Origin of the sequence: Sphingomonas sp. IW22 (assembly GCF_041321155.1) — a bacterium.
GTDB lineage: Bacteria > Pseudomonadota > Alphaproteobacteria > Sphingomonadales > Sphingomonadaceae > Sphingomonas.
In genome coordinates, this window is record NZ_JBGGWB010000001.1 from 2,190,488 (window position 1) to 2,216,839 (window position 26,352).

Here is a 26,352-nt window from a genome sequence, read left to right on the forward strand (position 1 = left end):
GTCCGGCTCTCTTAACCGACGCGTTTCCGACTGGGACGTGGCAATTGCCACAAGCCAATAGGCGCGGTCAATATGATCCGGACGAACTCGCGCGCCGGGCGAACCCGATCGGAAAGCGCCTTGAAACCGTCGGTTCGATCGTCGAATGGTATACCGATGAATGGACGGTGGCAATTTGGCGTCGATCGCGGCGGCACCTTTACCGATGTGGTCGCTCAGGCGCCCGATGGCACGCTTCATACCGCAAAGCTGCTGTCCGAAGATCCCGGCCGATATGACGACGCGGCGGTCGAGGCGATCCGGCGGCTGACCGGGGTAGCGACGGGTCCGCTGCCGCCGTTCGACCTGCGGATCGGGACGACGATTGCCACCAATGCGTTGCTGGAGCGCAAGGGCGAGCCGGTTCTGCTGGCTATTACGCAGGGCTTTGGCGATGCGCTGGTCATCGGCACACAGGACCGGCCCGACATCTTCGCACGCGACATCCGGCGCCCGGCGCCGCTGCACGCAGACGTGGTCGAGATCGACGAGCGCGTGACGCATGAGGGGGAGGTTCTGCGCCCCCTGGACCACGGCCGCGCGCGTCAGACACTAAGCGCGGCATTTGCGCGCGGGTTGCGGGCGGTCGCGATCGTGCTGATGCACGGTTACCGGCACCCAGCGCACGAACTGGCGCTGGCGGAAATCGCCAAGGAAATCGGGTTCGAGGAGGTTGTAGTCGGCCACCGCGCGGGCGCGCTGATCAAGCTGATCGGGCGTGGCGATACGGCGGTGGTCGATGCCTATCTGTCGCCGATCCTGCGGCGATATGTCGACGAACTGGAAGCGGCGCTGGGTGCCGATGCTGCGCCGCTGTTCATGCAGTCCAGCGGTGGTTTGACGCTGGGCCGCACCTTTCGCGGCAAGGATGCGATCCTGTCGGGACCAGCGGGGGGCATTGTGGGCATGGCGCAGACCGCGATGGCGGCGGGGTTTGACCGCGTCATCGGCTTCGACATGGGCGGCACTTCGACCGACGTGTCGCTGTTCGCCGGTAAATATGAACGCGACAATGAGGGGCAGGTCGCGGGCGTGCGGATCCGGGCACCGATGCTGCGTATCCATACGGTCGCGGCGGGCGGCGGGTCGATCTGTGGCTTTGACGGGGGCAGGCTGTTCGTGGGGCCGGCATCGGCGGGCGCGGTGCCGGGGCCGGCCTGCTATCGCCGAGGCGGACCGCTGACGGTTACCGACTGCAATGTGGCGCTAGGCAAGATCCAGCCCGATCAGTTCCCCGCTGTGTTCGGCGCGAACGGCGATCAGCCGCTGGATGCCGAAGCATCGCGCGCGCGTCTGACGGAGCTGGCCGTGCAGGTCGGCCGCACGCCCGAGGAAACCGCCGAGGGGCTGATCGACATCGCGGTTGCCGACATGGCGAACGCGATCCGCGCCGTTTCCGTCGCGCGCGGGCACGACGTGCAGCGTTTCGTGCTGGCCTGTTTCGGTGGTGCGGGCGGTCAACATGCGTGTCTGGTCGCCGATGCGCTGGGGATCGACCGGGTGCTGGTCCATCCGCTCGCGGGCGTCCTGTCAGCCTATGGCATGGGGCTGGCGGAGCGTAGCGTGGTGCGCGAGCGGACGCTGGCCTCGCCCGTCACCGACGGTGATGCGCTGGCGGAGGCAGCGGATGCGTTGATGGCGGACGCGCGGGCCGCGCTGACGGCGCAGGGGGTGGCGGAAAGCCGGACCGTGTTGAGCGCGCATCTGCGAACCGCGGGGGCCGACAGTCCGATCGAGGTACCCTTTGGCAACGAAGCGGCGATGCGCGAGGCGTTCGGCACGGCGTTCCGCGCGCGCTTCGGCTATCGCGCGAGCGGGCCGCTGATGGTCGATATGCTGCGGGCAGAGGCGATTGCCGACAGCACCGGGGGCCGGATTTCGCTGCCCGCGCCGCCTGTCGAGAGCGCGCCGCCACTTGCGCGCGCGCAAATCTGGACCGCTGGCGAGCGGCACGAGGTACCGGTCTTTGCCCGCGCCGCGCTGGCCGCTGGTGCGCGGGTGGAGGGCCCGGCGCTGATCATCGACGATACTTCCACCACCATGGTCGAGCCCGGCTGGCGCGCAACCATCGACGGGGAGGGGAGCATCGTACTGGACCGCGCGTCGGCGCGCGCGGCAAGCCGGATCGGCACCGCGTATGACCCGGTGCGGCTGGAGATATTTGCCGGGCTGTTCATGTCGATCGCCGAGGAAATGGGCGGCGCGCTTCGCCATTCGGCATCGTCGGTCAATATTCGCGAGCGGCTGGATTTCTCCTGCGCGCTGTTCGACGCCGACGGCAATCTGGTCGCCAATGCCCCGCATATTCCGGTGCATCTGGGGTCGATGGGCGAGAGCATCCGCACGGTGCTGCGCCGCCGCTCTAACGACGGGCGCGGCATCCGGCGCGGCGATGTCTATGCGTTGAACGCGCCCTATGACGGGGGCACACACCTGCCCGACATCACCGTGATCCAGCCGGTTTTCGCGGGCGATGGCGACCGGCCTGATTTCTTTGTCGCGGCGCGCGGGCATCATGCCGATGTCGGTGGGACGACGCCCGGGTCGATGCCGCCCGACAGCCGTACCATCGACGAAGAAGGCACGGTTTTCGACAATGTGCTGCTGGTCGAGAACGGTGTTTTCCGGGAACAGGCGGTGAGCGACCTGCTGCGTGCCGGACCCTATCCCGCCCGCAATGTGGCGATGAACCTAGCTGACCTTGCCGCCCAGATTGCCGCGTGCGCGCGCGGGGCGGAAGGGTTGCACCGGGCTGCTGGCGAACATGGGCTGGACACGGTGCGCGCCTATATGGGCCATGTGCAGGATTATGCCGAACAGGCGGTCCGGCGGCTAATCCCGACCCTGAGCGGCGGCGATTTCGCCTATGAGCTGGACAGCGGGGCTGTCGTGCGCGTTGCGGTGCGCGTTGCGGGCGATGCAATCGCCATCGATTTCACCGGCACCAGTGAACAGCAGCCCAGCAACTTCAACGCACCGCTGGCGGTGGTGCGCGCGGCAGTGTTGTACGTCCTTCGCACGCTGATCGACGTGGCGGTGCCGCTGAACGACGGTTTCCTGCGCGCGGTGACACTGACGGTGCCCGAAGGGTCGATGCTGAACCCGCGCCACCCCGCCGCCGTGGTTGCCGGAAATGTTGAGGTCAGCCAAGTCGTGACCGACACGCTGCTGGGCGCGCTGGGCGCGATGGCGGCGTCGCAGGGAACGATGAACAACCTGACCTTTGGCGACGATACCCTTCAATATTACGAGACGATCGCGGGTGGATCGGGCGCCGGGCCGGGCTTTGATGGCACGTCGGCGGTGCAGACCCACATGACCAACAGCCGCCTAACCGACCCGGAAGTGCTGGAATCGCGCTTTCCGGTGTTGCTGGAGGAATTTTCAATACGCCGTGGCTCGGGCGGGGCCGGGGCGCATCGCGGTGGCGACGGGGCGGTGCGCCGGTTGCGCTTTCTTGCCCCGATGCGCGCGGCTATCCTGTCGAACCGTCGGCGCGTTGCGCCCTTTGGTCTGGCGGGCGGGCAGGCCAGTGCGCCGGGCCTCAACAGGATCGAGCGGGCGAATGGCCGGGTCGATCCGCTGGGTTCGACCGACGCGACGGACATGGCGGCGGGCGACGTGCTGGTGATCGAAACGCCGGGCGGCGGCGGTTTTGGACCGGTGGCCAGCTGATGCTGGTGCTGTCCGGCATTGCGGTGATCGTGCTGGGGTTCCTGCTGCGCTTCAACCCGTTGCTGGTGGTGGCGGTGGCGGCGGCGGTGACAGGGCTGGCCGCCGGACTGGAGCCGCTGGCGATTGTCGCGGCATTCGGCAAGGCGTTCAACGACGCGCGTTATGTGACGGTGATCTACATCGTGCTGCCGGTCATCGGCCTGCTGGAGCGGCACGGGCTGCAGGAGCGGGCACGGCATCTGGTGGCCGGATTGCGGCACGCGACGGTCGGGCGGCTGCTGGTCGGCTACCTGTTGTTTCGCCAGTTGACGGCGGCACTGGGGCTGACGTCGATCGCGGGACCGGCGCAGACGGTGCGTCCGCTGGTGGCGCCGATGGCGACCGCCGCCGCCGAGGCGCAGGGCGCCGAACCCGGCGACGAACAGGTTGCCGCCATGGCCGCCGCGACCGACAATATCGGCCTGTTCTTTGGCGAGGACATCTTCATCGCGATCGGCTCGATCCTGCTGATGAAGGGCGTGCTTGAGGGCTATGGCATCATTATCGAGCCGCTGCACCTGTCCGTATGGGCAATCCCGACTGCCGTAGCGGCGCTGTTGATCCACGGTTCGCGGCTGTTGTGGATGGACCGGCGGCTGGGGCGGAAGCGCGCGCTGTGATCGGTCTGTCCTTTATCTACACCGTCGCGGGGCTGGTGTTCCTGTCCTTTGCCGGCCTGAGCGCCGCCGACGAGACCCATCCGAAACGCTATGGCAACGCGGCCTTTTACGCGCTGATCGCACTGAGCTTTCTGGCCGGCGACCGGCTGGGCGATGTGGGCAACGGGATGCTGGTGCTGGCACTGGTCGCGATTGCGGGCGTGGGCGGCGTTGGGCGGGGCAATCCGGCCACCACCGGCCCCGACGAGCGAAAGCTGGAGGCGGATCGGCGCCGCGACCGGCTATTCCTGCCGGCGCTGATAATCCCGGTCGTCGCGCTGGCGGGCACCTTTGCGTTCAAGGCGATGCCGGGGCTGGTTGATCCGAAACAGGCGACGCTGGTCGCGCTGACCATCGGTGCGGGGCTGGCGCTGCTGGTGCTGTACGCCTGGCTTCGCCCACCCATCGCGACGCCGTTTCACGAGGGGCGGCGCCTGATGGACGGCGTGGGATGGGCTGCCGTGCTGCCGCAGATGCTGGCCAGCTTGGGCGCGGTGTTTGCACTGGCGGGTGTGGGTGAAGTGGTCGGCGACATCGTCGGCGCCGCGATCCCGGAGGGCAGTCGGCTGGGCGCGGTCATTGCCTATGGTCTGGGCATGACGCTGTTCACCATGGTGATGGGCAATGCCTTTGCCGCGTTTCCGGTGATGATGGCCGCGATCGGCATGCCGCTGTTGATCCGGCAATATGGCGGCGACCCGGCGGTGATCGCGGCGATCGGGATGCTGGCCGGGTTCTGCGGCACGCTGATGACGCCGATGGCCGCGAACTTCAATCTGGTGCCCGCCGCGCTTCTGGAACTGCGCGACCGCAATGGCGTGATCCGGCAACAGATTGCGACCGCCGTGCCGCTGTTGGTCGTGAACACAGGGTTGATCCATGTCCTCGCATTCTGAACTGACGCCCGAACTGGCGAGCAGCTTTGCCCGCCTGACGCTCGACCATCTGGGCCGGGAATGGCCGTATAAGCTGGATCAGGTGCTGAACGGGCCGGAGGATGTCCGCACCCCGGCAGCGTTGCATCCCATTTTTCACGGTAGCTTCGACTGGCATAGTTGCGTGCATGGCTGGTGGCAGGTGCTGCGCCTGCTGCGCTGGTTTCCAGACCTGCCCGAAGCGCCGCAGATCCGCGCGCGGGCTGATCGGATGTTGACAGCTGAAAAGGTCGCGGGTGAGCTTGCCTATCTGAACCGACCCAATAGCGGCGGGTTCGAGCGCCCCTATGGCTGGGGCTGGTTGCTGGCGCTGCACAACGAAGCGTCGCGCCACGACGGGCCATGGGGCGCCGCGCTGGAACCGCTGGCGTTGGCCTTTGCCGCGCGCTTCCACGGTTTTCTGCCAAAGCTGACCTATCCGATCCGGGTGGGCACGCATTTCAATTCGGCCTTTGCGCTGTCGCTGTCGCGAGATTGGGCGTGCGGGCGGGATGAATCGCTGGTCGCGCTGATCGACGAGCGTGCGCGCGCATGGTTCGGCGGCGATGCCGCGTCTCAGGCGTGGGAGCCGGGCGGGGACGAGTTCCTCTCGTCTGCCCTGACCGAGGCATTGCTGATGAGCCGGGTGGAGCCGGATTTTGCGGCTTGGTTCGACCGTTTCCTGCCCGATGCGGCGGCTGGCCAGCCCGCTTCGATCTTTACGCCCGCGCATGTGTCCGACCGGAGCGACGGCAAGATCGCGCATCTGGATGGCCTGAACCTCAGCCGCGCATGGTGCTGGCGCGCGATTGCCGACAGGCTGGGGCGTGAGCATCCGGTGTTCGCGCCCGCGCAGGATGCGGCGCTACGACATCTGACGGCGAGCATGGACCATCTGGCCGACAATTATATGGGTGCACACTGGCTGGCGTCATTCGCGCTGCTCGCGCTGGGCGGGGAGACGCGATAAGCGGGCCGGCGCCTATCGTCTGCGGCTGGCCTTGATTAGGGCATAGCCGGGCACGAAGCAGATGGCGGCGGCGATCACGAACCCGATGACCGCGCCCCATGTCGCGCCGTTCAGCCCGGCGACCATGCCGCCGCCCGCCAGCCCCAGCAGCGGCAGGATGATCAGGAGCAGACAGCCAATCGCCAACATGACCGCGCTCATAGCAGGCAAGGGCGCAAATGGCCCGCCCGATATGGTCAGCGCATCATGGCGTCGAGCAGGGGGGTGATCATCTCCACCGGCCCTTGCGCCTCCGCTGTCACAATCCGGGCGGCGGGGCGGAGAGGGTCGAGCGGGGTCAGGTCGGGGTACAGGATCGTGATGGCGGTGGCGAGCGCGTCGGCCTCCATCGCGGTTGCGGCGATGACGCTGACGCTGACGACGCGATTTGTTGCCGCATATCCGGTGCGCGGGTCGATCGAATGGGCGCCGCGCACGTAACTTCCGCTAGTCGCAACCGCGATTTGGTGCAGCGCAATCCGCAAGGGCGGCAGGGTGACGCCCGGCGGATTTTCGAGATCCACCCACCATGGATCGCCATCGGGCCGCAGCCCGCGCCCGACCAGCTCGCCACCAATTTCGATCAGGCAATGGCGGATGCCCATTGCGGCCAACAGATCGGCAACTGCATCGACGGCGTAGCCCTTGGCAATGCCCGACAGGTCTAATGACAGCCCCCCCGGCTGATGCAAACGACGTTGCTCTGCATTGAAGTCAAGCCGCTGCCATCCACCCGCTGCGCGCGCTGCGCCTACTGCTTCGGGAGACGGTAGCGGCGCGGCCCCTTGTGGCCCGAAGCCCCACAGGTCGGTCAGCCGCCCGATCGCGGGATCGAACGCGCCCCCGCTCTGCCGGGCCAGCTTCAGCCCCGCGCCGACCACGCGCGCGAAGTCCGGCTCCAGTGCCGCCCATTCACCCGGCGCCGCGCGGTTGAAGCGGGACAGGGTGGAACTGGCCTCCCAATGGCTCATCTGGGCCACCAGGTCGGCCAGCCGCCCCTCTATCGCGGCGCGCACCCGGCCCGGGGTGACGCTCCCGCGCGCGGCATAGAGCACGCGCCACGCGGTCCCCATCGTCGCGCCTGCCAGCGCGATGACAGGGGCGGCGGGGTCGTGACCCGCCATGGCCGCCGGGTCGATGACCGGCGGCATGGCGATGCGCGGTTCGCCGGGGGTCAGGGGGTCATCACCTCAAGCGTGGTCGTATAGCTCATCCGCCGTCCGGTCGCGCGCGGGGCGGTTGCGCCGCGGTCCTCATGCGTGGTGTTCAGCCAGTACATGCCCGCTTCCGGCCAATCGACCGACAGCACGCCGTCGGCGCCGGTGGTCAGCTCCCGCGCACCCTCTGCATCGCGATACCGCTTGCCGCCGGGGACCACCGTTACCTTCAGGTTCGGCGCGGGCTTGCCATCGACCAGAAAGCGGAAGCGCGCTGCTTCGCCCGCGACCAGTTCGTTGGGGTGGGTCAGCGGTTCGAACTCAAGCCCCTTGCCGGTCGGCTTGAAAACGGTCTGCGTGGGCACGCCCGCCGTCACGAAGATCTCGTTGCGGCTTTCCACCTGGGTCAGTTGCACGTCGGTGGCGTTGGCTGGGATGTCGTCGACGCTCAGCGGTGGCTGGCGCGTGCCGTTCGGCCCGGTCGGCGGACCCCCGCGACCGCCGACGCGCTTTTCCATGCCATCGACCTTGAAGCTGCCCTGCATCCCCGACATTTCCATGCCGATCTTCCAGGTGCCCGGCTTGTCGAGCTGTACGTCAAAGACCGAGCGATAGCGGCCGCGTGCGCCGTTCTGAAGCTGGCCCGTGCTGCCATCGGGCTGCCAGACCTTGACCGCTTCCAGACGGCCGGGCTGGTGATCGGCATAGAACAGGTCGTTGGACGCGGCCAGATCGACCGTGACCCAGCTATCCGTGCCCGAAAAAATCGTGCCCGACGGCAGAAACCACAAACGATGCGCCGAAACGGCGGCGGGCGCGGTGACCAGCGCGGCCGCGATAAGCAGGCGGGTCGTGAGCTTTTTCATGGAATGACGGCTCCTGTTCTGGATCAACGGGGCGAAAGGGTGACGGCGCCCAGTTCATGGCTGCCCGATGCACTCGCGGCCTTGGACGGGATGGACAGCGGCACGCGCACCAGTTCGCGGCCACCGGTTTCGCGCGTGGCCTCGACATTCAGTACATATTGACCGGGCTTCAGGTCGGCAGGCAGCGGGATGGTATAGGTGCCGGGCGGGCGCGTGGCGCCGCTGACGCCATTGGCGGGCAGGTTCATGCTGCGCCCGCCCTTGCGCCACCATGCGCGCAGGTCGGCCAGCCATTTGGTGCCGGGTTCGGCGCCGCGCTTCTTGATGTCATACCATATGGCGACGGTGCGCGCCGGGCCGCCGGTCGCAGGTTCGACCCAGATGGCGACATAGGGGCGGTGATATTCGGCGACGTTCAGGCGCGGGATCGTCACGCGGACGCTGCCGGCGCTGGCAGGCACGGCGACCGCGCTACCCAGAAGCACGAGCGAGGAAAGACGCATCAGGCAGCTCCCATCAATGAATGAAGAAAAGGGCGAGGACGACCGGCAGGATCAGTCCGGCAATCACGACCGGCCAGGTCGACGGCCGGTTGCGGGCGTGGAATTGCAGCAAGAGCAGGCCCGTCACCGTGAACAGCACGCAGGCGACGGCGAAAATGTCGATGAACCAGAACCAGGCGTCGCCCGCATTGCGCCCCTTGTGCAGGTCGTTGAGGTAGGAGATCCAGCCGCGATCGGTCACCTCCGCCTCGATCGCGCCGGTCGCGCGGTCGATGCTGACCCACGCATCGCCGCCGGGGCGGGGCAGCGCGATATACACCTCATCGTCGGACCATTCGGCGGGGCGGCCCGCCGGGTCCAGCCCGACCGCGACCGTCACGCCGCGCGCGACCGCATCGGGCAGCGGCGCCGTGCCGTCGCCCTGCAACCGCGCAAGCAGCGAGGCGGGCAGCGTGCCGGTCTGCTGCACCGTTTCCGGCGTGGCGGAGATCGTCGCGGCGTGGTTCAGTGTGATGCCCGTCACCGAAAACAACAGCATCGCGACTAGGCTGATCGCCGCGCTGATCCAGTGCCAGGCGTGAAGCTGGCGCAGCCACCACCCACGCCATTTGCGGCGCGGCGGGCGGGCGGGGGCGGCGTGATGAATGTGGCTCATGCGTCGGCCCAGCGGCGCAGCAGGTTGTGATACACGCCCGTCAGTTCGATGACCGCGCGGTCGCCCTGACCCTTCTCCGCGCCGACGCGCTGGATCGCGCGGTCCAGATCGAACAGGATGCGCCGCTCACCATCGTCGCGGATCATGGATTGCAGCCAGAAGAAGGACGCCACCCGCACACCGCGCGTCACCGGCTCTACACGGTGGAGGCTGGACGCTGGGTAAACGACGCAGTCGCCCGCCCCCAGTTTGACACGCTGTTCGCCGAACAGGTCCTCCACCACCAGTTCCCCGCCATCATAGGCTTCCGGCGGTTCGAGGAAGAGGGTCGCGGACAGGTCGCTGCGGATGCGAAAATCGCTGCCGCGCTTCAGGCGGATCGCGTTGTCGACATGTATGCCGAAATCCTGGCCCCCCGCATATCGGTTGAACAGCGGCGGAAACACCTTGAGCGGCAGGGCGGCGGCAACGAACAGCGGCGTCCGGCCCAGCGCATCAAGGATGATGCGCCCGGCCTCCACCGCGGCGGGTTGATCCTCCGCCAGTTGCTCGTTGCGTTTGGCCAGCGCCGCCTGCGGGCCCGACGTTGCGTTGCCGTCGACCCACTCGCCCGCGTCGATCAAGGCGCGCACGCGGGCCACGCCATCGGCATCCAGCACCTGGGGAATCGCGATCAGCATGGCTGCGATTATCCCGATCAGAAGCTGTAGAACAGGCTCAACGTCGCCTGACGCGCTTCGCCGGGGGTGGCCCAGCCGCCGGTGATGTTCCCCGTCGTCCCGTTGATATTGTTGCGGACGCTGGTGACATAATCCTCGTCGGTCACGTTCTGGACGTTCAGCTGAACCGTCCAGCGATCCGCCAGCGTATAGGCCATGAAGGCGCGGTGGATCAGGTAATCGTCCACCTCGAACTGGACCGGGTTATTCGCCACCGCCGTGTTGGTCACGAAGCGGCCCTGATAGGTCAGGCCGTATCCGATCTCCAGACCGAAGGGCAGCTTATAGGTGGTGAACAGGCTGCCCGAATGGTCGGGCGTCTGGACCAGCCGTCCGTTCGCCTGTGGGTCGACGATGCCCGCCGCCAGATCACGGTCCGAAATGCTCTGCAACACCTTGCCGTCCAGATAGGTATAGTTGGCGAAGATCGTCCAGGCGGGCGTGATGCTGCCCGATGCGCCCAGCGCGATACCGTCCACACGGCTGCGCCCGTCCAGCACCTGAAGCTGTGCCGGCAAGCCCGGGTCGTTCGACGGCACGCGGAAATTGGTGCGTTCGTTGCGGAACACCGCCGCCGTCAGCTCAAGTCGGCGACCGAACAGCCCCGCCTTGACGCCTGCTTCGTAATTCCTGGCGGTTTCGGGCGCGGTCGCGCACGGGTCTGCCGCCGTCGCGCTGGCGGGCACGCCGCAACCCAGCCGGACCGTGGCCGATGACGGCGTGCGCGCGTTGCCGAACCCGCCATAGATGCTGACGTCCTGAACCGGGTGGAACACCGCCCCGACCCGCCATGAGAACAGGTCCTCGCGATTGTCCTGCGGCGCCTGCTGAAGCGGGGTCAGCTGCGTCGAACCGGGCGGCACCACCGCCAGCGGCAGGTTGCGGAAGGTTGCGTGCTGATGTTCCCAGCGCAAACCGCCATTCAGCTCGAAATAGCGGCCCAGTTCCAGCGTGTCGAAGGCATAGACGGCGATGTTGCGCGTCTCGCTGCGCCCCTGCGACGTGATGGTGAAATTGATGGGGCCGCTGTAATTTGTGTTCGGATTGGCGATCTCGATCAGCGGCAGGGGCGACACGGCGCTGCCATCGGCATTGCGCAGCAGCGAGCCCTGCGTGATGCGATATTGCTCCGCCATGCCCGACACGCCGATGTTCAGCACGTTGCGAACGCCGCCGCGCGCGCCGAATTCGTGGCGCAGGTCGATCTGGTTGTAGAGCAGTTCGTTTTCCTGATCGCGCACCAGTCCGCGCGGGCCCGACGGCTGGTAAAAGCCCGACGGCAGTGTGGCGGGGCAGGGCGCGCCGATCGTGTCGCCCGGCGCGGCAGTGACCGGCTGGCGACCGGTTTCGGCAAGGCAGAAGGTGCCCTGCGGCGCCGAGGTCACGCTATACTGCGCCACACGCTGCCACCGCGTCAGGTTGCGGACGCTTAAGCCGTCGCCAAGGTCGTGGCGGAAGGTGGCGGTCAGGCGGTCCACGGTGGTGTCCTGCCGGTCCAGATTGGCGATGCCGAAATAATCGCTGCGGTCGGCGCCCGGTAGAAAACCGTTGGACAGGCCATTGTCGAAATAGGGCACGCCAAAGATCGGCGTGTTGCGATCCTCCTGATGGACATAGGCCAGCGTCAGGCTGGTCGGCCCGCCGATGCCGATCGTTACCGACGGTGCGATGCCCCAGCGTTCATATTTCTCGACATCACGGCCGGGCACGTCGTTGCGGTGATACATGGCGTTCAGCCGCACCGCAGTCAGGTCCGACGTGCGGATATTGCTGTCGATCGCGGCGCGATAGTAATCGTCGGTGCCGACTGCGGCCTGGGCAATGGTCAGCGTTTCCGCCGTCGGCACCTTGGACACCAGATTGATCGTGCCGCCGACCGATCCCGATCCGTTGAAGACGCTGTTGGCGCCGTTATACACCTCGACCTGTTGCAGGTTGAAAGGGTCGGTGCGCGAATATTGCGCGCTGTCGCGCACGCCGTCGACAGTGACGTCGTTATTGGCGGAATAGCCGCGCAGGTTGATCGAATCACCGTAACCGCCGCCGCCTTCACCCGCGCCGAATGTGATGCCGGGGATCGTCTGAAGCACGTCGCGGAGCGTTTGCAGGTTCTGCTTACGGATCGTCTGTTCGCTGACGACGGTGATCGTCTGTGGCGTGTCGATGATGGGGGAGGTGCCCTTGGGGCTTTCCACCTGTGCCGGGGGCGTTTCCTTTTGCCCGGTCACCACGATGTCGCGATCGGCGGGCCGGCTTTGGTCATTTGCCGTGGGTGCCCCGGCAGCATCGCGGGTGGTCGGTTCGGCCGCCATTGCCGGTGCGGACGCCAGAAAGCCAACGCAAGAAAGCGCAACAAAATTGTTCATCGCGGTAACCCCCAAACTCGTTGACTGGAGGGCTATTGCGAGTCAGTCGCACTGTCAATCTGTTTTGCGAACGATTCGCGTTCGCGGCAGAAGAGTCAATCGATGCGATAGTCGATCGGCTTGAAGCTCCCTCCGTTGCTGGCCGGTGCCGAACAGGCGGTCAGGCCGATGACCAGATCCATCGTCGCCCGAAAGCGGATGCGGTCGCCCGCCTTGCTGAGCGGCGGTAACACCTTGAACTTGCCGGTTTCGCCATCGACGGGCACGTTCATGAAGCAATTGAAGGCCACCGGAATGGCGTCGTCCGTCACCCCATACTCAGCCAGCGCACCCGCCAGATTGCCATGACAGCCCTGGTGAGGTGGCTCATTGTCATAGCAGAGGCGAAAGGTCGCCTCACTACATGGGGTCAGCAGGAAATCGTGCCGCCCGACATCGTCCTCGATGATTTCGAGCATCACGTTGGATCGGTTGGAATAAAGCCTGTCGCCGGTGGTCAGGTAGATGCGTTCGGCATAATCCAGCGTTCGGCCTGACGACAGCAGCTCGCGTACATCGTCGCGCGCGACGGCCAGCAGGTCCGCAACCTGTCCGCCCATCGAGTCGATAACGGTCAGTTCCTGTCCGGCGTTCAGCCTGAACGCGACGCCGCTGCGCGGGGGGATGCGATGGGTCTCGCTCATGCGGGCACCTCCAGATCGCCAGTGTCGGTTCGCGCTTCGCGGTGAAAGGGGCATGACCAGTCGGCGCCGACCGCACGGCCGCTATATTGCCGTGCTTCTGACTGTTCGCCGTGACGCGACAGCATCGGGTTGATGGTGCCGGCGAGTGCCACGTCGCGGGAGATGATCGAATCGCGCAGCCGCTCATAGCGGTTCTGTTCTCGAAGCGCCTCGAACTGGTCGTGCAGGTTGAAGACCATGGCCGGGCTTTGAAAGCGGCGCGCGGGGCGGCTGGCATTGGGGTGCAACCCGACGACGAAAAATGCTTCCCCGCCAAAGCTGAGCGAGAAATGGGGATCGTCCGGGTCGCTGCTGACGCGCGGATCGGGCGCCTGGCCGCGCCACTCGTCCTTGTCGGACAGCGACTGGAGCCGCGCCCACAGGGCCTGCTCAAACCCGGCCTCGTCCAGATCGCCGGGGCCGTCGAACAGCACGACCAGGCTGCGGAACAGCGTCGGTGCCTCCCGATAGGCCCAGGCAAAGCGCATCAGTGCATCGTGGATCGCCACATCGTCCCAGGCGCTGGTAATGTCACGGGCGCCGAGCAGGTCGAGCTGCCCCCGGCTGAGGGCTGATTTGGCGCCGACGCATGGAAAAGCCTTGTCGGCGATCATCGCTTTGAACGGGTCGGCAAGGCGGGGCGGAATCGTATCGGTATCAGTCACGCCCCGTCAAAGCCGGTGGACCCCGTTGGTTCCGGATTCATCAGGCACCGGAGTCATTCAATCTATCAAGTTGACCTGCATCAAGATTTAGCGTCCATCCGCCGATCAATTCCTCAAGCTGATCCACCGACGTCGCGCTGGCGATCGGCGCGGTAACGCCGGGCTGGGCGGCCAGCCATGCGAGGGCCACTTGCGCGTGCGTCGCGCCGGTTTCCGCAACCACGGCGTCCATCGCGGAAAGCACGGCTGCGCCCTTGCCCTCCAGCAATTTGGCCATGCTGCTGCCGCGCACACTTTTCGACAGATCGTCGGTCGAACGATATTTGCCCGTCAGGAACCCGGACGCCAGCCCGTAATAAGGCAGCACGCCCAGATTGTGGGTGATGCACAGGTCCTGCAACTCGCCCTCGAACTTGTGGCGGCTGACCAGATTATATTCGGGTTGCAGCGCACGAAAATGCGGCAGTCCGTCGCGCCGCGCGATGTCCAGCGCCGATTTGAGTCGCATCGCTGAGAAGTTCGACGCGGCGATGTGACGCACCTTGCCCGCTTCGATCAGCCGCTGGAACGCGCCCAGCACTTCTTCCTGCGGCACATCGGCATCATCCTGGTGTGCGTAATAAAGATCGATGGTGTCGACGCCCAGCCGGGCAAGCGACGCATCGCAGGCGGCGGCGATCCGGCCGGGCGCCAGCTTTGCCCCACCCTCACCGGGCAGCATGCCGACCTTTGTCGCGATCAGGGTTTTTCCGCGCCGACCCGACTGCTTCAGCCAGCGCCCGATCACCGCCTCGCTCTCACCGCCCTGGTGCCCATCGACCCAGGCCGAATAGGCATCGGCGGTGTCGATCATGGTGCCCCCGGCATCGGTGAAACGGTCGAGGATTGCGTGGCTCGTCGCTTCGTCGGCGGTCCAGCCAAAGACATTGCCGCCCAGCACCATTGGCGGCGTTTCAAGGTCGGTGGCACCGATTGCACGCAGTTCGGTCACTGAACATTCTCCCTTGGCGGTGAATTGAGCGGGGGCGGGCAGTCGCGCACCGTGGCTCCCCTCATTCAACGCGCGCCTCGTCAAAAATTACCCGTTGAACGCAAAAAAGGGGGCCGTGCTGTCCGACGGACGGCACGACCCCCTTTCGATTTCGCTGAAACGATCAGTCGTTGTCGTTCTGCATGTCCTGGCCGGCTTCCTCAAGCTCCTGACCCGCTTCGCGCTGGGCACGGTCGCTGGCGGCGTCGACCCGCGCGGCACCATTTTCGATCGACTGGCCGGCCTGATCAATCGAACGCTCTGCTGCGCCGAACGCTTCGTCGCTGGCCTGTTCCACATCACGAGCGGCTTCACCGACGGTCGAATTCACATCGGCGGCAACCGCACCGGCCGCTTCGCCCGTTTCCTGCTGGGCATTCTCGCTGCATGCAGCAAGCGCGATCGCGGCGATGGCGGGAAGGATGAAAGCGGTCTTCTTCATGGAAAGTGCCTCGGTTGTTGAACGCAATGACGTGCTCGACGCACGGACCACCGGATTCGTTCCGCCAGCGCAAGCAATCTTTGTTAAGTTTGGACCGATTGACGAGATATAAAGATATCTTTATATCCGTATCCCATGCCGAACGCTGCCGACATATTTCAGGCGCTTGCCGATCCAACCCGCCTGCGCATTATCGCTCTGCTGCGCGCGATGGAGCTGTCGGTCGGTGAACTGGCACAGGTACTGGGGCAAAGTCAGCCCCGCGTCAGCCGCCATGTAAAAATCTTGTGCGACAGCGGCCTGGCCGAAAGGCGCAAGGAGGGCAGCTGGGTGTTCGTGGCCATGGGCCGCCACGATGCGGTGCCCGCGATTCTGAATGCGCTTGATATATTGAGCGACGCCAATGGCGGGGACCACTGGGCGGTTGCCGATACCGCGCGACTGGCGGCCGTGCGGGCCGATCGCGCCGCCGCTGCCGCCGAGTGGTTTGAATCAAATGCCGGGCAATGGGACGCGATCCGCAGCCTGCATGTCGCCGACAGCGAGGTTGAGGCCGCAATGACCCGCGTGCTGGGCGATCAGGCGATCGGGCAGTTGATCGACATCGGCACCGGCACCGGGCGTATGCTGGAATTGTTTGCGCCGCAGTCCGAACGCGCGCTTGGCATCGATCGATCGTCTGAAATGCTGCGGCTGGCGCGGGTCAAGCTGGCCGAACGCGGGCTGGCCAATGCGGAGTTGCGTCAGGCCGACCTTTACGCCCTTCCGCTGGGTGACCGGGCTGCGGATGTCGCGATCCTGCATCACGTCCTGCACTTTGCCCAGCAGCCCGGCGCCGCCATTGCCGAAGCGGCGCGCGCGCTGGGAACCGGCGGGCGGTTGTTGATCGCTGATTTCGCCCCGCACGAGCGTGAGGAGCTTCGCACGCGCGACAATCACGCGCGTCTGGGCTTTTCCGACGAGCAGATGCTTGGCTGGTTCGAAACCGTCGGCCTTGTCCCCGTCCAGACCGAAACGCTGGAGGGTGGCGAGCTGACCGTGAAATTGTGGCTGGCCCGCAAGGTTGCCGAAGGCGACCGGGCGGGGCGGCGTCCGCGTGATTTGGAGGTGAAGGCGGCATGACGCTTTCCGTAGGACAGCTTGAAGAGGCCCGCCGCGCACTGGATGGGCCATTATTCGCCGACGTGGCCGGCGATGTGGACGTGTCGTTCGAATTCTTTCCGCCCAAGACGGAGCGGATGGAAACGGCGATGTGGGAGGCGCTGCAAACGCTGGCGCCGCTGAACCCCAGCTTTTTCAGCGTCACCTATGGCGCGGGCGGTACCACGCGCGACCGCACCCACGGCACCGTGGCGCGCATCGTCCGCGAAACCGCGGTCCCGCCCGCCGCGCACCTGACCTGTGTCGAGGCGAGCCGGGACGAAGTGGATGCGGTGGCACGCGAATATTGGGCGGCGGGCGTGCGGCACATTGTCGCGCTGCGCGGCGATCCGCCAACGCTGGGCGATCGGTTCGTGCCGCATCCCGAAGGCTATGCCAGCGCCGCCGATCTGGTTGCGGGGCTGAAGCGCCTGCACCCGTTCGAGATTTCGGTCGCCGCTTACCCGGAAACACATCCCGAGGCGACGTGCGGCAACACCGACATCGACAACCTCAAGCGCAAGCTGGACGCGGGCGCCACGCGCGCGCTGACCCAGTTCTTCTTCGAGCCCGAAACCTTTTTCCGTTTCCGCGACCGTGCGGCGGCGGCGGGGATCACGGCGGAGATCGTTCCAGGCATCCTGCCCGTGTCCAACTTCGCGCAGACGCAGAAGTTCGCCGGCATGTGCGGTGCGGCCATCCCGGCATGGATGGGCCGGTTGTTCGAGGGGCTGGACGATCACCCCGCCGCGCGTCAGCTTGTCGCGGCGACCATTGCGGCCGAACTGTGCCGCAAGCTTTACGCCGGTGGCGTGCGCCACTTCCACTTCTATACGCTGAACCGTGCCGAACTCAGCTATGCGATCTGCCATCTGCTCGGCATGCGGCCGGGTGCCGATGCGGCCCGCGTGGCGGCTTGAGGACATGACCATGACCGCTCGCGACCGCCTGTTTGCCGAAGCCGCCAAGCGCATTCTCGTCACCGACGGGGCGTTTGGCACTGAAATCCAGAACTGGAAGCTGGACGAGGCCGCCTATGCCGGCAACCTCGGCCTGACACACGATCAGAAGGGGAATAACGACATACTTGCGCTGACCGCGCCGCATGTGCCGGAAAGCATCCACCGCGCCTATTTCGAGGCGGGGGCGGATATTGCGGAAACCAACACCTTCTCAGCCAACCGGATCAGCCAGGCCGATTACGGTGCCGAGCATCTGGTGCGCGAGATCAATCTGGAAAGCGCGGGCCTGGCCCGTCGCATCGCTGACGAGTTCGAGGCGCGCGACGGCCGCCCCCGCTTTGTCGCGGGCGCGATCGGGCCGACCAACAAGACCCTGTCGCTCTCGCCCGACGTCAACGACCCCGGATACCGCGAAATCGACTTCGATTATCTGAAGGACGTGTACCGCGAGCAGGTCGACGCCCTGATCGAAGGGGGCGCGGACTTCATCCTGATCGAAACGGTGTTCGACACGCTGAACGCCAAGGCAGGCATCATGGCGACGATCGAGGCGGGCGATGCTCTGGGTCGCGAAGTGCCGCTGATGCTGTCGATGACGCTGACCGACCTGTCGGGGCGCAACCTGTCGGGTCACACGGTCGAGGCGTTCTGGCACGCCGTGCGCCATGCGCGGCCGGTGACGATCGGGCTGAACTGTTCATTCGGGGCGGAGCAGTTGCGCCCGCATGTCGCCACGCTTTCCAAGCTGTGCGACACCCTGATCATGGTCTATCCCAATGCGGGCCTGCCCAATGAACTGGGTGCGTATGACGAGGCGCCCGCGACGACTGCCGGACTGGTGCGCGAATGGGCAGCACAGGGGCAAGTGAACGTGCTGGGTGGCTGCTGTGGTTCGACCCCGGCACATATCCGCGCGATTGCGGATGCGGTCGCTGGACTGCCGCCGCGCGCGCTGCCCACACCGCCAGTGCAGACGCGACTGGCCGGGCTGGAGCCCTTCACCATGGCGGCGTGAACCCGCCCCCGCCGTTCGATCACGATAGCTGCTGACGCCCGCCAAGTTTCGGGCACGACGATCCTGGAATTCAGATGACCCAATCCTCCACCAACTTCGTCAATGTCGGCGAGCGCACCAACGTGACCGGATCGGCCCGCTTCAAGAAGCTGGTGATGGCGGGCGACTATCCGGCCGCGGTCGAGGTGGCGCGCCAGCAGGTCGAAAACGGCGCGCAGGTCATCGACGTCAACATGGACGAGGGGCTGCTCGACGCCGTCGAGGCGATGACCACCTTTCTCAAGCTGATTCAGGCCGAACCCGATATCGCGCGCGTGCCCGTGATGATCGACTCGTCCAAATGGCACGTGATCGAGGCGGGCCTGAAATGCGTGTCGGGCAAGCCAATCGTCAATTCGATCAGCATGAAGGAGGGGGAGGATCAGTTCCTCGCCCAGGCGCGCAAATGCATGGCTTATGGTGCCGCCGTGGTCGTCATGGCGTTCGACGAAGTGGGGCAGGCCGATACCCAGGCGCGCAAGGTCGAGATTTGCGAGCGTGCCTACAAACTGCTGACCGGCATCGGCTTTCCGCCCGAAGACATCATCTTCGATCCCAATGTGTTCGCCGTCGCGACGGGTATCGAGGACCATAACAACTACGGCGTCGATTTCATCGAGGCGTGCCGGGAGATCAAGGCGCGCTGCCCGCACGTCCATATCTCCGGCGGCCTGTCGAACCTGTCGTTCAGCTTTCGCGGGAACGAGCCGGTGCGCCGCGCGATGCACAGCGTGTTCCTGTACCACGCCATTCCGGCGGGCATGGACATGGCGATCGTCAATGCCGGTCAGCTCGACGTGTATGACGCGATCGACCCCGAACTTCGCATCGCGTGCGAAGATGTCGTCCTGAACCGCGATCCGGAAGCGGGCGACCGTCTGGTCGCGCTGGCGGAGCGGTTTCGCGGGACCGATGCGGTCGCGGAAAAGGCGGCGCAGGAATGGCGCGGCTGGGACGTGGCCAAGCGGCTGGAACATGCGCTGGTCAAGGGTATCGACGCCCATGTCGTCGACGATACCGAAGAAGCACGCCTGCAATTCGCTCGCCCGATCGAGGTGATCGAGGGGCCATTGATGGACGGCATGAATGTGGTCGGCGATCTGTTCGGTTCAGGCAAGATGTTCCTGCCGCAAGTCGTCAAATCGGCGCGCGTGATGAAAAAGGCCGTCGCCCACCTGCTCCCCTATATCGAAGCGGCGAAGGAGCCGGGTGCCAAGGGCAAGGGCAAGGTCGTGATGGCGACCGTCAAGGGCGACGTCCACGATATCGGCAAGAATATCGTCGGCGTCGTCCTGCAATGTAACGGGTTCGAGGTGGTCGACCTTGGCGTCATGGTGCCGTGGCCCAGGATCATCGAGGCCGCGAACGAGAATGATGCCGACATGATCGGTCTGTCGGGTCTGATCACCCCCAGCCTGGACGAGATGGTGACTGTGGCGGAAGAGATGCAGCGCGCGGGCATGGCGATGCCGCTGCTGATCGGCGGGGCGACCACGTCAAAGGTTCACACCGCCCTTCGCATCGCGCCGGCTTATGAAGGGCCGGTGGTGCATGTCCTCGACGCCAGCCGCGCGGTGGGTGTGGCGACCACGCTCGTCTCCGACACCCAGCGCGACGATTATGTGACCAAGGTGGCCGAGGATTATGCCGCCGTCCGCCGCGCGCGGGAGGGCAAGGGACAGTCGGAACTGATCCCGATCGAACAGGCGCGCGCCAACGGCTTCAAGGCCGATTTCGCGCTGAAGCCCGGCGCGCCGAAGCAGCCGGGCCTGCATGTGTTCGACGGCTGGGACCTGTCGGAGCTGCGAACCTATATCGACTGGACGCCATTCTTCCGGTCGTGGGAACTGGCGGGCAATTACCCGGCCATTCTGGACGACGAGATCGTTGGCGAAAGCGCGCGTTCGCTGTTCGCGGATGCTCAGGCCATGCTCGACACCATTGTCGCCGAAAACTGGCTGACCGCGCGTGGTGTCGCGGCGTTGTGGCCGTGTCGGCGTGAGGGCGACGATGTCGTGGTGACGGCGGACGGGTCGGACGTTCGATTCCCGTTCCTGCGGCAACAGATTGCCAAGCGGGAAGGGCGGCCCAACATGTGCCTGGCCGATTTCGTCGATCCGGCGGGCGACTGGATCGGGGGCTTTGCGGTCGGCATTCACGGGATCGACCCGCATCTTGAGCGTTTTCGCGCCGATCACGACGATTATCGCGACATCCTGCTAAAGGCGCTGGCGGATCGTTTTGCCGAGGCCTTTGCCGAGCGGCTGCACGCGCATGTCCGCACGACGCTGTGGGGCTATGCCGAGGGCGAGCAGCTCGACAACGAGGCGATGATCCGCGAGCAGTATCGCGGCATCCGCCCGGCGCCCGGCTATCCGGCGTGCCCCGACCACAGCGCCAAGCCGGTGCTGTTCGATCTGCTGGACGCAGAGGAGAATGCCGGGCTGGTGCTGACCGAAAGCTTTGCGATGCTGCCGACGGCGGCGGTGTCGGGCTTCTACTTCGGCCACCCGGACGCCGCCTATTTCGGGGTGGCGCGCGTGGGTCGCGACCAGTTGGAGGATTATGCCACCCGCCGCGGTGTCGATCTGGCGCAGGCGGAGCGGTGGCTACGCCCCAATCTCGACTGACGGGCGCTTCATCCGGCGCGCCACCATCGGCACCGTCAGCATCGTCGAGCCGACCGCCATCAGCAGCAGTGCGGTGAACGTCTCGTTGGTGATGATCTGACGGTCGAGCAGGATGTTGGCAAAGATGATCATGATCAGCGCCTTGGTCTGAAGCAGCCAGCCGATGGTCATGGCATCCCCCTTGGCCCAGCCAAGGATACGGCCCGCCAAGGCGACGCCCGCCAGCTTGCCAGCGACCGATGCGACCAGCAGCAGTGCTGCGGCGGCGAACACCGCGACACCGCCGACATCCCACTGGGTGCGAAGGCCGGTCGACAGGAAAAACACCGGCATGAACGCCAGCAGCACGTGGTCGCGGAACAGATCCATGCGCGGCTGATCGAACCAGCGATGGTCGAGCACCGCCCCGGCCAGAAACGCGCCGACCATGAAATGCACGCCCGCCCAGTCGGCGGCGAACCCGCACGCCGCCAGCCAGATCAGCATCAGCGGCCAGCGATCCTGTTCGCTGAGCGCCTGCATCAGCCGCCGCACGCCCCATGCCGTCACGGCAAAGGCGATAAGGAACGCCAGCTGCCGTCCAACCCGCGCCCAGTCGAGCAGGATGATCGCCAGCACGGCCCAGATGGCGATGTCGTCCAGGCTGGCGTAACGCAGGATGCGCTGCCCCAGCGGCTGGCGCAGGATCTGCAGCTTGTCCATCAACAGCACCAGGATTGGCAGTGCGGTGACCGCACACGCCATGCCGATGCCCAGCACCACCTGCCACGGTTGGCCCATCGGACCCGTCCAGCCCGGAAACTGGATCATCAGCAATGCCGCGCCCGCCCCGAACAATAGCGGCACCATCAGCGCCAGTCCGGCGGTAATTCCGGTTTCCCGCCGCTTGGCCCATGCCTGGCTCAGGTCCAGTTCAAGCCCTGCCACGAAGACGAACAGCATCACGGCCCACCATGCGATGCCGTTCAACGCGCCGATAACCTGCGGATTGAAAACGAATCGATAATAGTCGGGAAACACCGCGCCCAGCACGCCCGGCCCCAACAGGATGCCGCCGACGATCTGAACCACCACCAGCGGCGCCCAGAAATCGGTGCGCCCCAGCCGCCACACCCCCCAGGGCACGCTGAAGATCAGCAGCATCGCGATCAGGAATATCTCGGTCGTCGTCATTGCGACATTTCTCCCCCCGATTTCGGCCTAGCCTTGTTATCGGGCGGGCTGCAACTGGTTGCGAAGCGGGCGGGCGATCGCGATAGAAGGAAGCATGTCAACCTATCCCGCGCTTCGCCTGCGCCGCACGCGCGTTTCGCCGTGGAGCCGTGCGCTTCATGCCGAAACGGTGCTGACGCCCGCCGACCTGATCTGGCCGCTGTTCGTGACCGAGGGGGAGGGGGAGGAGCCGATCGCCAGCCTGCCCGGCGTCTCCCGCTGGTCGATCCCGCTGCTGGTCGAGCGCGCGCGGGAGGCAGCAGTGCTGGGCATTCCGGCATTGGCCCTGTTTCCCAACACCCCTGAACATCTGCGCACCGATGACGGGCGTGAGGCGGTTAACCCCGACAATCTGATGTGCCGCGCGATCCGGGCGATCAAGGATGCGGTGCCGGGCATCGGAGTGCTGACCGATGTGGCACTGGACCCCTATACCGCGCACGGCCATGATGGATTGGTCGATGCGGCAGGCTATGTCCTGAATGACGCGACCGCCGACATTCTGGTCGAACAGGCGCTGGTTCAGGCGGCGGCGGGAGCCGATATCGTGGCGCCCAGCGACATGATGGACGGCCGTGTCGGCCTGATCCGCAGTGCGCTGGAGGCGGGCGGGCACCATAATGTGCAGATCATGGCCTATGCCGCCAAATATGCGAGCGCATTTTACGGCCCCTTCCGCGATGCGGTTGGCTCACGTGGGCGGCTGAAGGGCGACAAGAAGACCTATCAGATGGACCCGGCCAATGCGGAAGAGGCGCTGCGCGAAGTCGCCGCCGATCTGGATGAGGGCGCCGACAGCGTGATGGTAAAGCCGGGGCTGCCCTATCTGGACATCGTTTGCCGTGTGAAAGAACGCTTCGAAGTCCCTGTATTCGCTTATCAGGTTTCGGGCGAATATGCGATGATCGAGCACGCGGCGGCGGCAGGCGCAGGGGACCGGGACGCGCTGGTTCTGGAAACGCTGATGGCATTCAAGCGGGCGGGATGTTCGGGCGTGCTGACCTATCACGCGGTGCACGCGGCAAGGCTGATGGGCGCATGATCCGGACCGAGCGGCTGCTGCTGCGTCAGCCGCAGGCAAGCGATCTGGACGCGCTTCACCAGTTGTGGAGCAACCCCAAAGTGATGGCCCAGCTGGGGCCGGTTAAAGATCGTCGGGAGAGCCAGGAAACCTTCGCAAGGCATTGTGGATATTGGAAGAGTGGTTTCGGCTTCTGGATCGTAGAGTGCGGCGGCGGCACGGCCGGCTTTTGCGGCCTTAAGCCCGGTGCGCCAAACACGCCGATCGCAGGCGAAATCGAGGCCGGATGGATCCTTGGTCCCGAATGGTGGGGTCGGGGGCTGGCCAATGAGGCGATGGCCGCCGCGCTTGAATGGGGCTGGGCGCATCTGCGCCCGTCGCGCATCGTGGCGATTACATCGGCGGGCAATGTGGCCAGCCGGCGGTTGATGGTGCGCCTGGGGATGAGCGAAGTTGCCGACGGCGCATTCGATCACCCTTTGTTTGCCGTGGATGATCCACGCCGCGCTACCGTAACCTATGCCATCGCGGAGAGCGGCGGCGACCCGGCCCGATAAGGTTCGCGGCAAAGGCGCCGGCCAAAGCTGCTTTCAATCCAGGCCCTCGCCGCTACAGTCGCGACGATGCCTATCGAACCTGAACCGGGCGCGGACGAAGTCGCCAACGTCCGACCGTCGCTTCGCCCGCTCTTCGTCGCCGCGATCCTTTCGGGTTCGTTCCTGCTGTTTCTGGTTCAGCCCATGATCGCGCGCATGGCGTTGCCGCGTCTGGGCGGTGCGCCAGCGGTGTGGAACTCTGCCATGCTGGTATACCAGGCGCTGTTGCTGGCGGGTTACGGCTATGCCCATTGGCTGGGTCGGTTCGGCGTGCGACGTCAGGCGAGCATTCATGCCGGGCTGCTGGCCGTGGCGGCGCTGTGGCTGCCCATTGGCCTGATCGACGGTGCGCCGGGGGCGGGGGATGAGCCCGCGCTTTGGGTCCCCTGGCTGCTGTTCGCCTCCATTGGGCCATTGTTCCTGGCGATTTCGGCGCAGGCACCATTGCTGCAACGCTGGTTCGCCGCGTCTGCGCCAGGCGTTAATCCCTATGCCCTTTATGCCGCATCCAACATTGGCAGCTTTGCGGGGCTGATCGCCTATCCCGCGCTGGTCGAGCCGAACATGGCGCTGTCCTCACAAAGCTGGTTGTGGACGGCGGGCTACGCGTTTGTCGCGTTGCTGGTCGTCGCTTGCGCCATTCGCCTCCCATCGACCCGCGCGGCGATCGCTGCCCTGCCCGAAAGCGCGCCGCCAACGTGCAGGCGGGTCGCTCACTGGATTGCGCTGGCGCTGGTCCCGTCGGGCCTGATGCTGGCGACGTCCACCTTCCTCACGACAGATATCGTGGCGGTGCCGCTGTTGTGGGTGATGCCGCTGGGCCTGTATCTGCTGAGCTTCAGCATCGCCTTTTCAAACCGGCGCGTCGTTGCCGATCTCCTGACGACCTTTGCGCCCGTCACCATTCTGGTGTTCGGGGGGTTGATGATCGGGGGAACGCATGAGTTTCCCTATCTGAATGCGACGATTGCGCTGGGGCTGCTGTTCATGGTGTCGGTCGCCCTTCACACCCAACTTTACCGGCTGAGGCCCGCGCCGGACCGGCTGACCGGGTTCTATCTCGCGCTATCGGTCGGGGGCGCGCTTGGCGGTGTGTTCGCGGGGCTGCTGGCGCCGGTGCTGTTCGACTGGACCTATGAATATCCGATCCTGATCATCGCGTCGGGCGTGTTGGCGCCGCTACCGTGGCTGTTGCCGGTTCTGACCGGCGCTTGGGAGCGCCAGCGCGCCGTGACGCTGGTGGCGGTAGTTGCGGCGGCGGTGGCGATCATGCTGGTCGGGATGTTCGATCCTTTGGGTTGGTTGGGCGAGCGGCACGAGCGGATCGCCTTTCTGGCGCTGGCGGTGCTGGGCGTCCTGACCATCGGTGCGCGCCCTGCCTTCGTCGCGGTGCTGGTGGCGTCGCTAATGCTGTTCGGCGGATGGCGCGCGATCCGCATTACGCTGGACGGGGACAGCCGGACCCGCAGCTATTTCGGCGTCTATACGATCCGCGATTATCCTGAAGATGGGACGCGGACGCTGGCGCATGGCACGACATTGCACGGCGTGCAGTTCGTCGACGACCCGCGCAAGGCGCGTGAGCCGACCACCTATTACGTCCCCGGATCGGGGGTCGGACAAGCGTTGCAGGCATTGCCGGAGCTGTACGGTCCGCGCGCGCGGGTGGGCGCGGTGGGGCTGGGGACGGGGACTCTCGCCTGTTATGCACAGCCCGGTCAGGACTGGCGCTTTTACGAGATCGATCCGGTCGTCGTCGGCATTGCGCGTGACAGCGGGAAGTTCGGCTTTCTGGCGCGTTGCCTGCCCGACGCACGCATCGTCGTCGGCGATGCGCGGCTGTCGATTTCGGCGCAACCGGCCGGCAGCCTCGACCTGCTGGCGCTCGACGCCTTCTCCTCCGATGCTGTGCCGATGCACCTGATGACGCGGGAGGCGCTGAACAATTACGCGCGGGTGCTGGGTCCGCGCGGGTTGTTGATGGTGCACATCTCCAACCGTTTCCTCGATCTGGAGCCGGTGGTCAGTGCAACGGCCCGCGGTGGTGGCTGGTATGCCGCGTCGCTGCGATATGAGCCGGGGATGGGCGACAATTCGGAAGCGACCATGTCCGACTGGATCGCAATGACTCGCGATCCGGAGGTGTTTGGGACCTTGATTGGGCGCGGCGGCAATTGGATGCCGCTGCGCTATCGCAATGACGTGCCCGCATGGACTGACGATTATGCCTCGATCGTTCCGGTGTTGAACGACCCGCTGGCGGAGCTGAAGGAGTAA

The 26,352-nt window shown here is 65.8% G+C and carries 23 protein-coding genes; 11 read left to right on the forward strand and 12 right to left on the reverse strand.

Annotated features, from left to right (window positions below):
* Positions 1-156 precede the first annotated feature (156 nt).
* From ACAX61_RS10695 to ACAX61_RS10710, 4 genes are read left to right on the forward strand one after another with little or no spacing between them, the layout of a single operon-like run.
* Entirely contained in the window at positions 157-3,714 is a 3,558-nt protein-coding gene (locus ACAX61_RS10695; protein WP_370714737.1) for a hydantoinase B/oxoprolinase family protein, read from the forward strand.
* Positions 3,714-4,373, forward strand: a complete 660-nt coding sequence (locus ACAX61_RS10700) for a DUF969 domain-containing protein (protein ID WP_370714738.1) — start codon at positions 3,714-3,716, stop codon at positions 4,371-4,373. Before ACAX61_RS10695 ends, ACAX61_RS10700 begins: the two co-directional genes overlap by 1 nt.
* The gene (locus ACAX61_RS10705; RefSeq protein WP_370714739.1) at positions 4,370-5,308 is read left to right on the forward strand and encodes a DUF979 domain-containing protein; all 939 of its coding nucleotides are present in this window, start codon (positions 4,370-4,372) and stop codon (positions 5,306-5,308) included. The genes ACAX61_RS10700 and ACAX61_RS10705 overlap by 4 nt, the downstream gene beginning before the upstream one ends.
* Positions 5,292-6,296 carry a DUF2891 domain-containing protein gene (locus ACAX61_RS10710; RefSeq protein WP_370714740.1) on the forward strand — a complete coding sequence of 335 codons (1,005 nt, stop codon included), beginning with the start codon at positions 5,292-5,294 and terminating at the stop codon, positions 6,294-6,296. The genes ACAX61_RS10705 and ACAX61_RS10710 overlap by 17 nt, the downstream gene beginning before the upstream one ends.
* Before the next feature lie 12 nt (positions 6,297-6,308).
* Here the strand turns inward: ACAX61_RS10710 and ACAX61_RS10715 are convergent, their stop codons facing one another.
* From ACAX61_RS10715 to ACAX61_RS10765, 11 genes are all read right to left on the reverse strand, one after another.
* Positions 6,309-6,497 (reverse strand): hypothetical protein, encoded by a 189-nt coding sequence (locus ACAX61_RS10715; RefSeq protein ID WP_370714741.1) that lies wholly within the window; start codon positions 6,495-6,497, stop codon positions 6,309-6,311.
* Positions 6,498-6,532: 35 nt separating this feature from the next.
* Positions 6,533-7,486, reverse strand: coding sequence for an FAD:protein FMN transferase (locus tag ACAX61_RS10720; protein WP_370714742.1), 954 nt, complete (start codon positions 7,484-7,486; stop codon positions 6,533-6,535).
* Between the two features lie 23 nt (positions 7,487-7,509).
* Positions 7,510-8,358, reverse strand: coding sequence for a DUF4198 domain-containing protein (locus ACAX61_RS10725; RefSeq protein ID WP_370714743.1), 849 nt, complete (start codon positions 8,356-8,358; stop codon positions 7,510-7,512).
* Between the two features lie 23 nt (positions 8,359-8,381).
* Positions 8,382-8,861, reverse strand: coding sequence for a DUF2271 domain-containing protein (locus tag ACAX61_RS10730; protein ID WP_370714744.1), 480 nt, complete (start codon positions 8,859-8,861; stop codon positions 8,382-8,384).
* A gap of 13 nt (positions 8,862-8,874) precedes the next feature.
* Entirely contained in the window at positions 8,875-9,507 is a 633-nt protein-coding gene (locus ACAX61_RS10735; RefSeq protein ID WP_370714977.1) for a PepSY-associated TM helix domain-containing protein, read from the reverse strand.
* 5 nt (positions 9,508-9,512) lie between these two features.
* On the reverse strand, positions 9,513-10,196 hold the full coding sequence (locus ACAX61_RS10740; RefSeq protein ID WP_370714745.1) for a Fe2+-dependent dioxygenase: 684 nt from the start codon (positions 10,194-10,196) through the stop codon (positions 9,513-9,515).
* A gap of 17 nt (positions 10,197-10,213) precedes the next feature.
* The gene (locus ACAX61_RS10745) at positions 10,214-12,601 is read right to left on the reverse strand and encodes a TonB-dependent receptor (RefSeq protein ID WP_370714746.1); all 2,388 of its coding nucleotides are present in this window, start codon (positions 12,599-12,601) and stop codon (positions 10,214-10,216) included.
* A 95-nt stretch (positions 12,602-12,696) separates the two neighbouring features.
* Positions 12,697-13,284 carry a DUF1989 domain-containing protein gene (locus ACAX61_RS10750; RefSeq protein ID WP_370714747.1) on the reverse strand — a complete coding sequence of 196 codons (588 nt, stop codon included), beginning with the start codon at positions 13,282-13,284 and terminating at the stop codon, positions 12,697-12,699.
* Positions 13,281-13,988: a guanitoxin biosynthesis heme-dependent pre-guanitoxin N-hydroxylase GntA gene (gene gntA / locus ACAX61_RS10755; protein ID WP_370714748.1), complete on the reverse strand. Its 708-nt coding sequence runs from the start codon at positions 13,986-13,988 to the stop codon at positions 13,281-13,283. The genes ACAX61_RS10750 and gntA overlap by 4 nt, the downstream gene beginning before the upstream one ends.
* A 40-nt stretch (positions 13,989-14,028) precedes the next feature.
* On the reverse strand, positions 14,029-14,979 hold the full coding sequence (locus ACAX61_RS10760; RefSeq protein ID WP_370714749.1) for an aldo/keto reductase: 951 nt from the start codon (positions 14,977-14,979) through the stop codon (positions 14,029-14,031).
* Between the two features lie 163 nt (positions 14,980-15,142).
* Positions 15,143-15,460: a hypothetical protein gene (locus ACAX61_RS10765; protein ID WP_370714750.1), complete on the reverse strand. Its 318-nt coding sequence runs from the start codon at positions 15,458-15,460 to the stop codon at positions 15,143-15,145.
* A 135-nt stretch (positions 15,461-15,595) separates the two neighbouring features.
* Here ACAX61_RS10765 and ACAX61_RS10770 point away from each other — a divergent pair, with 135 nt between their 5' ends.
* The 4 genes from ACAX61_RS10770 (at position 15,596) to metH (ending at position 21,246) form a co-directional block, all read left to right on the forward strand.
* Positions 15,596-16,582 (forward strand): ArsR/SmtB family transcription factor, encoded by a 987-nt coding sequence (locus ACAX61_RS10770; RefSeq protein ID WP_370714751.1) that lies wholly within the window; start codon positions 15,596-15,598, stop codon positions 16,580-16,582.
* On the forward strand, positions 16,579-17,520 hold the full coding sequence (metF, locus tag ACAX61_RS10775; protein WP_370714752.1) for a methylenetetrahydrofolate reductase [NAD(P)H]: 942 nt from the start codon (positions 16,579-16,581) through the stop codon (positions 17,518-17,520). The genes ACAX61_RS10770 and metF overlap by 4 nt, the downstream gene beginning before the upstream one ends.
* Before the next feature lie 10 nt (positions 17,521-17,530).
* A complete protein-coding gene (locus ACAX61_RS10780) occupies positions 17,531-18,577 on the forward strand; it encodes a homocysteine S-methyltransferase family protein (protein ID WP_370714978.1) in 1,047 nt (348 codons plus the stop codon).
* A gap of 74 nt (positions 18,578-18,651) precedes the next feature.
* Positions 18,652-21,246, forward strand: coding sequence for a methionine synthase (gene metH, locus ACAX61_RS10785; protein WP_370714753.1), 2,595 nt, complete (start codon positions 18,652-18,654; stop codon positions 21,244-21,246).
* Here the strand turns inward: metH and ACAX61_RS10790 are convergent.
* Positions 21,226-22,419: a cation:proton antiporter gene (locus ACAX61_RS10790; protein ID WP_370714754.1), complete on the reverse strand. Its 1,194-nt coding sequence runs from the start codon at positions 22,417-22,419 to the stop codon at positions 21,226-21,228. The genes metH and ACAX61_RS10790 overlap by 21 nt on opposite strands.
* Before the next feature lie 94 nt (positions 22,420-22,513).
* Between ACAX61_RS10790 and hemB the strand changes: the two genes are divergently transcribed.
* The 3 genes from hemB to ACAX61_RS10805 all read left to right on the forward strand — a co-directional run bounded on the left by hemB (position 22,514) and on the right by ACAX61_RS10805 (position 26,352).
* Positions 22,514-23,500 carry a porphobilinogen synthase gene (gene hemB, locus ACAX61_RS10795; RefSeq protein ID WP_370714755.1) on the forward strand — a complete coding sequence of 329 codons (987 nt, stop codon included), beginning with the start codon at positions 22,514-22,516 and terminating at the stop codon, positions 23,498-23,500.
* The gene (locus ACAX61_RS10800; protein WP_370714756.1) at positions 23,497-24,036 is read left to right on the forward strand and encodes a GNAT family N-acetyltransferase; all 540 of its coding nucleotides are present in this window, start codon (positions 23,497-23,499) and stop codon (positions 24,034-24,036) included. The genes hemB and ACAX61_RS10800 overlap by 4 nt, the downstream gene beginning before the upstream one ends.
* 66 nt (positions 24,037-24,102) lie before the next feature.
* Complete coding sequence (locus tag ACAX61_RS10805) at positions 24,103-26,352, forward strand: spermidine synthase (protein ID WP_370714757.1); 2,250 nt, start codon at positions 24,103-24,105, stop codon at positions 26,350-26,352.

Coding starts and splice junctions, on each gene's coding strand:
- ACAX61_RS10695 (WP_370714737.1), top strand. CDS start 157: ATGAATGGACGGTGGCAATTTGGCGTCGATCGCGGCGGCACCTTTACC.
- ACAX61_RS10700 (WP_370714738.1), top strand. CDS start 3,714: ATGCTGGTGCTGTCCGGCATTGCGGTGATCGTGCTGGGGTTCCTGCTG.
- ACAX61_RS10710 (WP_370714740.1), top strand. CDS start 5,292: ATGTCCTCGCATTCTGAACTGACGCCCGAACTGGCGAGCAGCTTTGCC.
- ACAX61_RS10715 (WP_370714741.1), bottom strand. CDS start 6,497: ATGAGCGCGGTCATGTTGGCGATTGGCTGTCTGCTCCTGATCATCCTG.
- ACAX61_RS10720 (WP_370714742.1), bottom strand. CDS start 7,486: ATGCCGCCGGTCATCGACCCGGCGGCCATGGCGGGTCACGACCCCGCC.
- ACAX61_RS10725 (WP_370714743.1), bottom strand. CDS start 8,358: ATGAAAAAGCTCACGACCCGCCTGCTTATCGCGGCCGCGCTGGTCACC.
- ACAX61_RS10730 (WP_370714744.1), bottom strand. CDS start 8,861: ATGCGTCTTTCCTCGCTCGTGCTTCTGGGTAGCGCGGTCGCCGTGCCT.
- ACAX61_RS10740 (WP_370714745.1), bottom strand. CDS start 10,196: ATGCTGATCGCGATTCCCCAGGTGCTGGATGCCGATGGCGTGGCCCGC.
- ACAX61_RS10745 (WP_370714746.1), bottom strand. CDS start 12,601: ATGAACAATTTTGTTGCGCTTTCTTGCGTTGGCTTTCTGGCGTCCGCA.
- ACAX61_RS10750 (WP_370714747.1), bottom strand. CDS start 13,284: ATGAGCGAGACCCATCGCATCCCCCCGCGCAGCGGCGTCGCGTTCAGG.
- ACAX61_RS10765 (WP_370714750.1), bottom strand. CDS start 15,460: ATGAAGAAGACCGCTTTCATCCTTCCCGCCATCGCCGCGATCGCGCTT.
- ACAX61_RS10770 (WP_370714751.1), top strand. CDS start 15,596: ATGCCGAACGCTGCCGACATATTTCAGGCGCTTGCCGATCCAACCCGC.
- metF (WP_370714752.1), top strand. CDS start 16,579: ATGACGCTTTCCGTAGGACAGCTTGAAGAGGCCCGCCGCGCACTGGAT.
- ACAX61_RS10780 (WP_370714978.1), top strand. CDS start 17,531: ATGACCGCTCGCGACCGCCTGTTTGCCGAAGCCGCCAAGCGCATTCTC.
- metH (WP_370714753.1), top strand. CDS start 18,652: ATGACCCAATCCTCCACCAACTTCGTCAATGTCGGCGAGCGCACCAAC.
- ACAX61_RS10790 (WP_370714754.1), bottom strand. CDS start 22,419: ATGACGACGACCGAGATATTCCTGATCGCGATGCTGCTGATCTTCAGC.
- hemB (WP_370714755.1), top strand. CDS start 22,514: ATGTCAACCTATCCCGCGCTTCGCCTGCGCCGCACGCGCGTTTCGCCG.
- ACAX61_RS10800 (WP_370714756.1), top strand. CDS start 23,497: ATGATCCGGACCGAGCGGCTGCTGCTGCGTCAGCCGCAGGCAAGCGAT.
- ACAX61_RS10805 (WP_370714757.1), top strand. CDS start 24,103: ATGCCTATCGAACCTGAACCGGGCGCGGACGAAGTCGCCAACGTCCGA.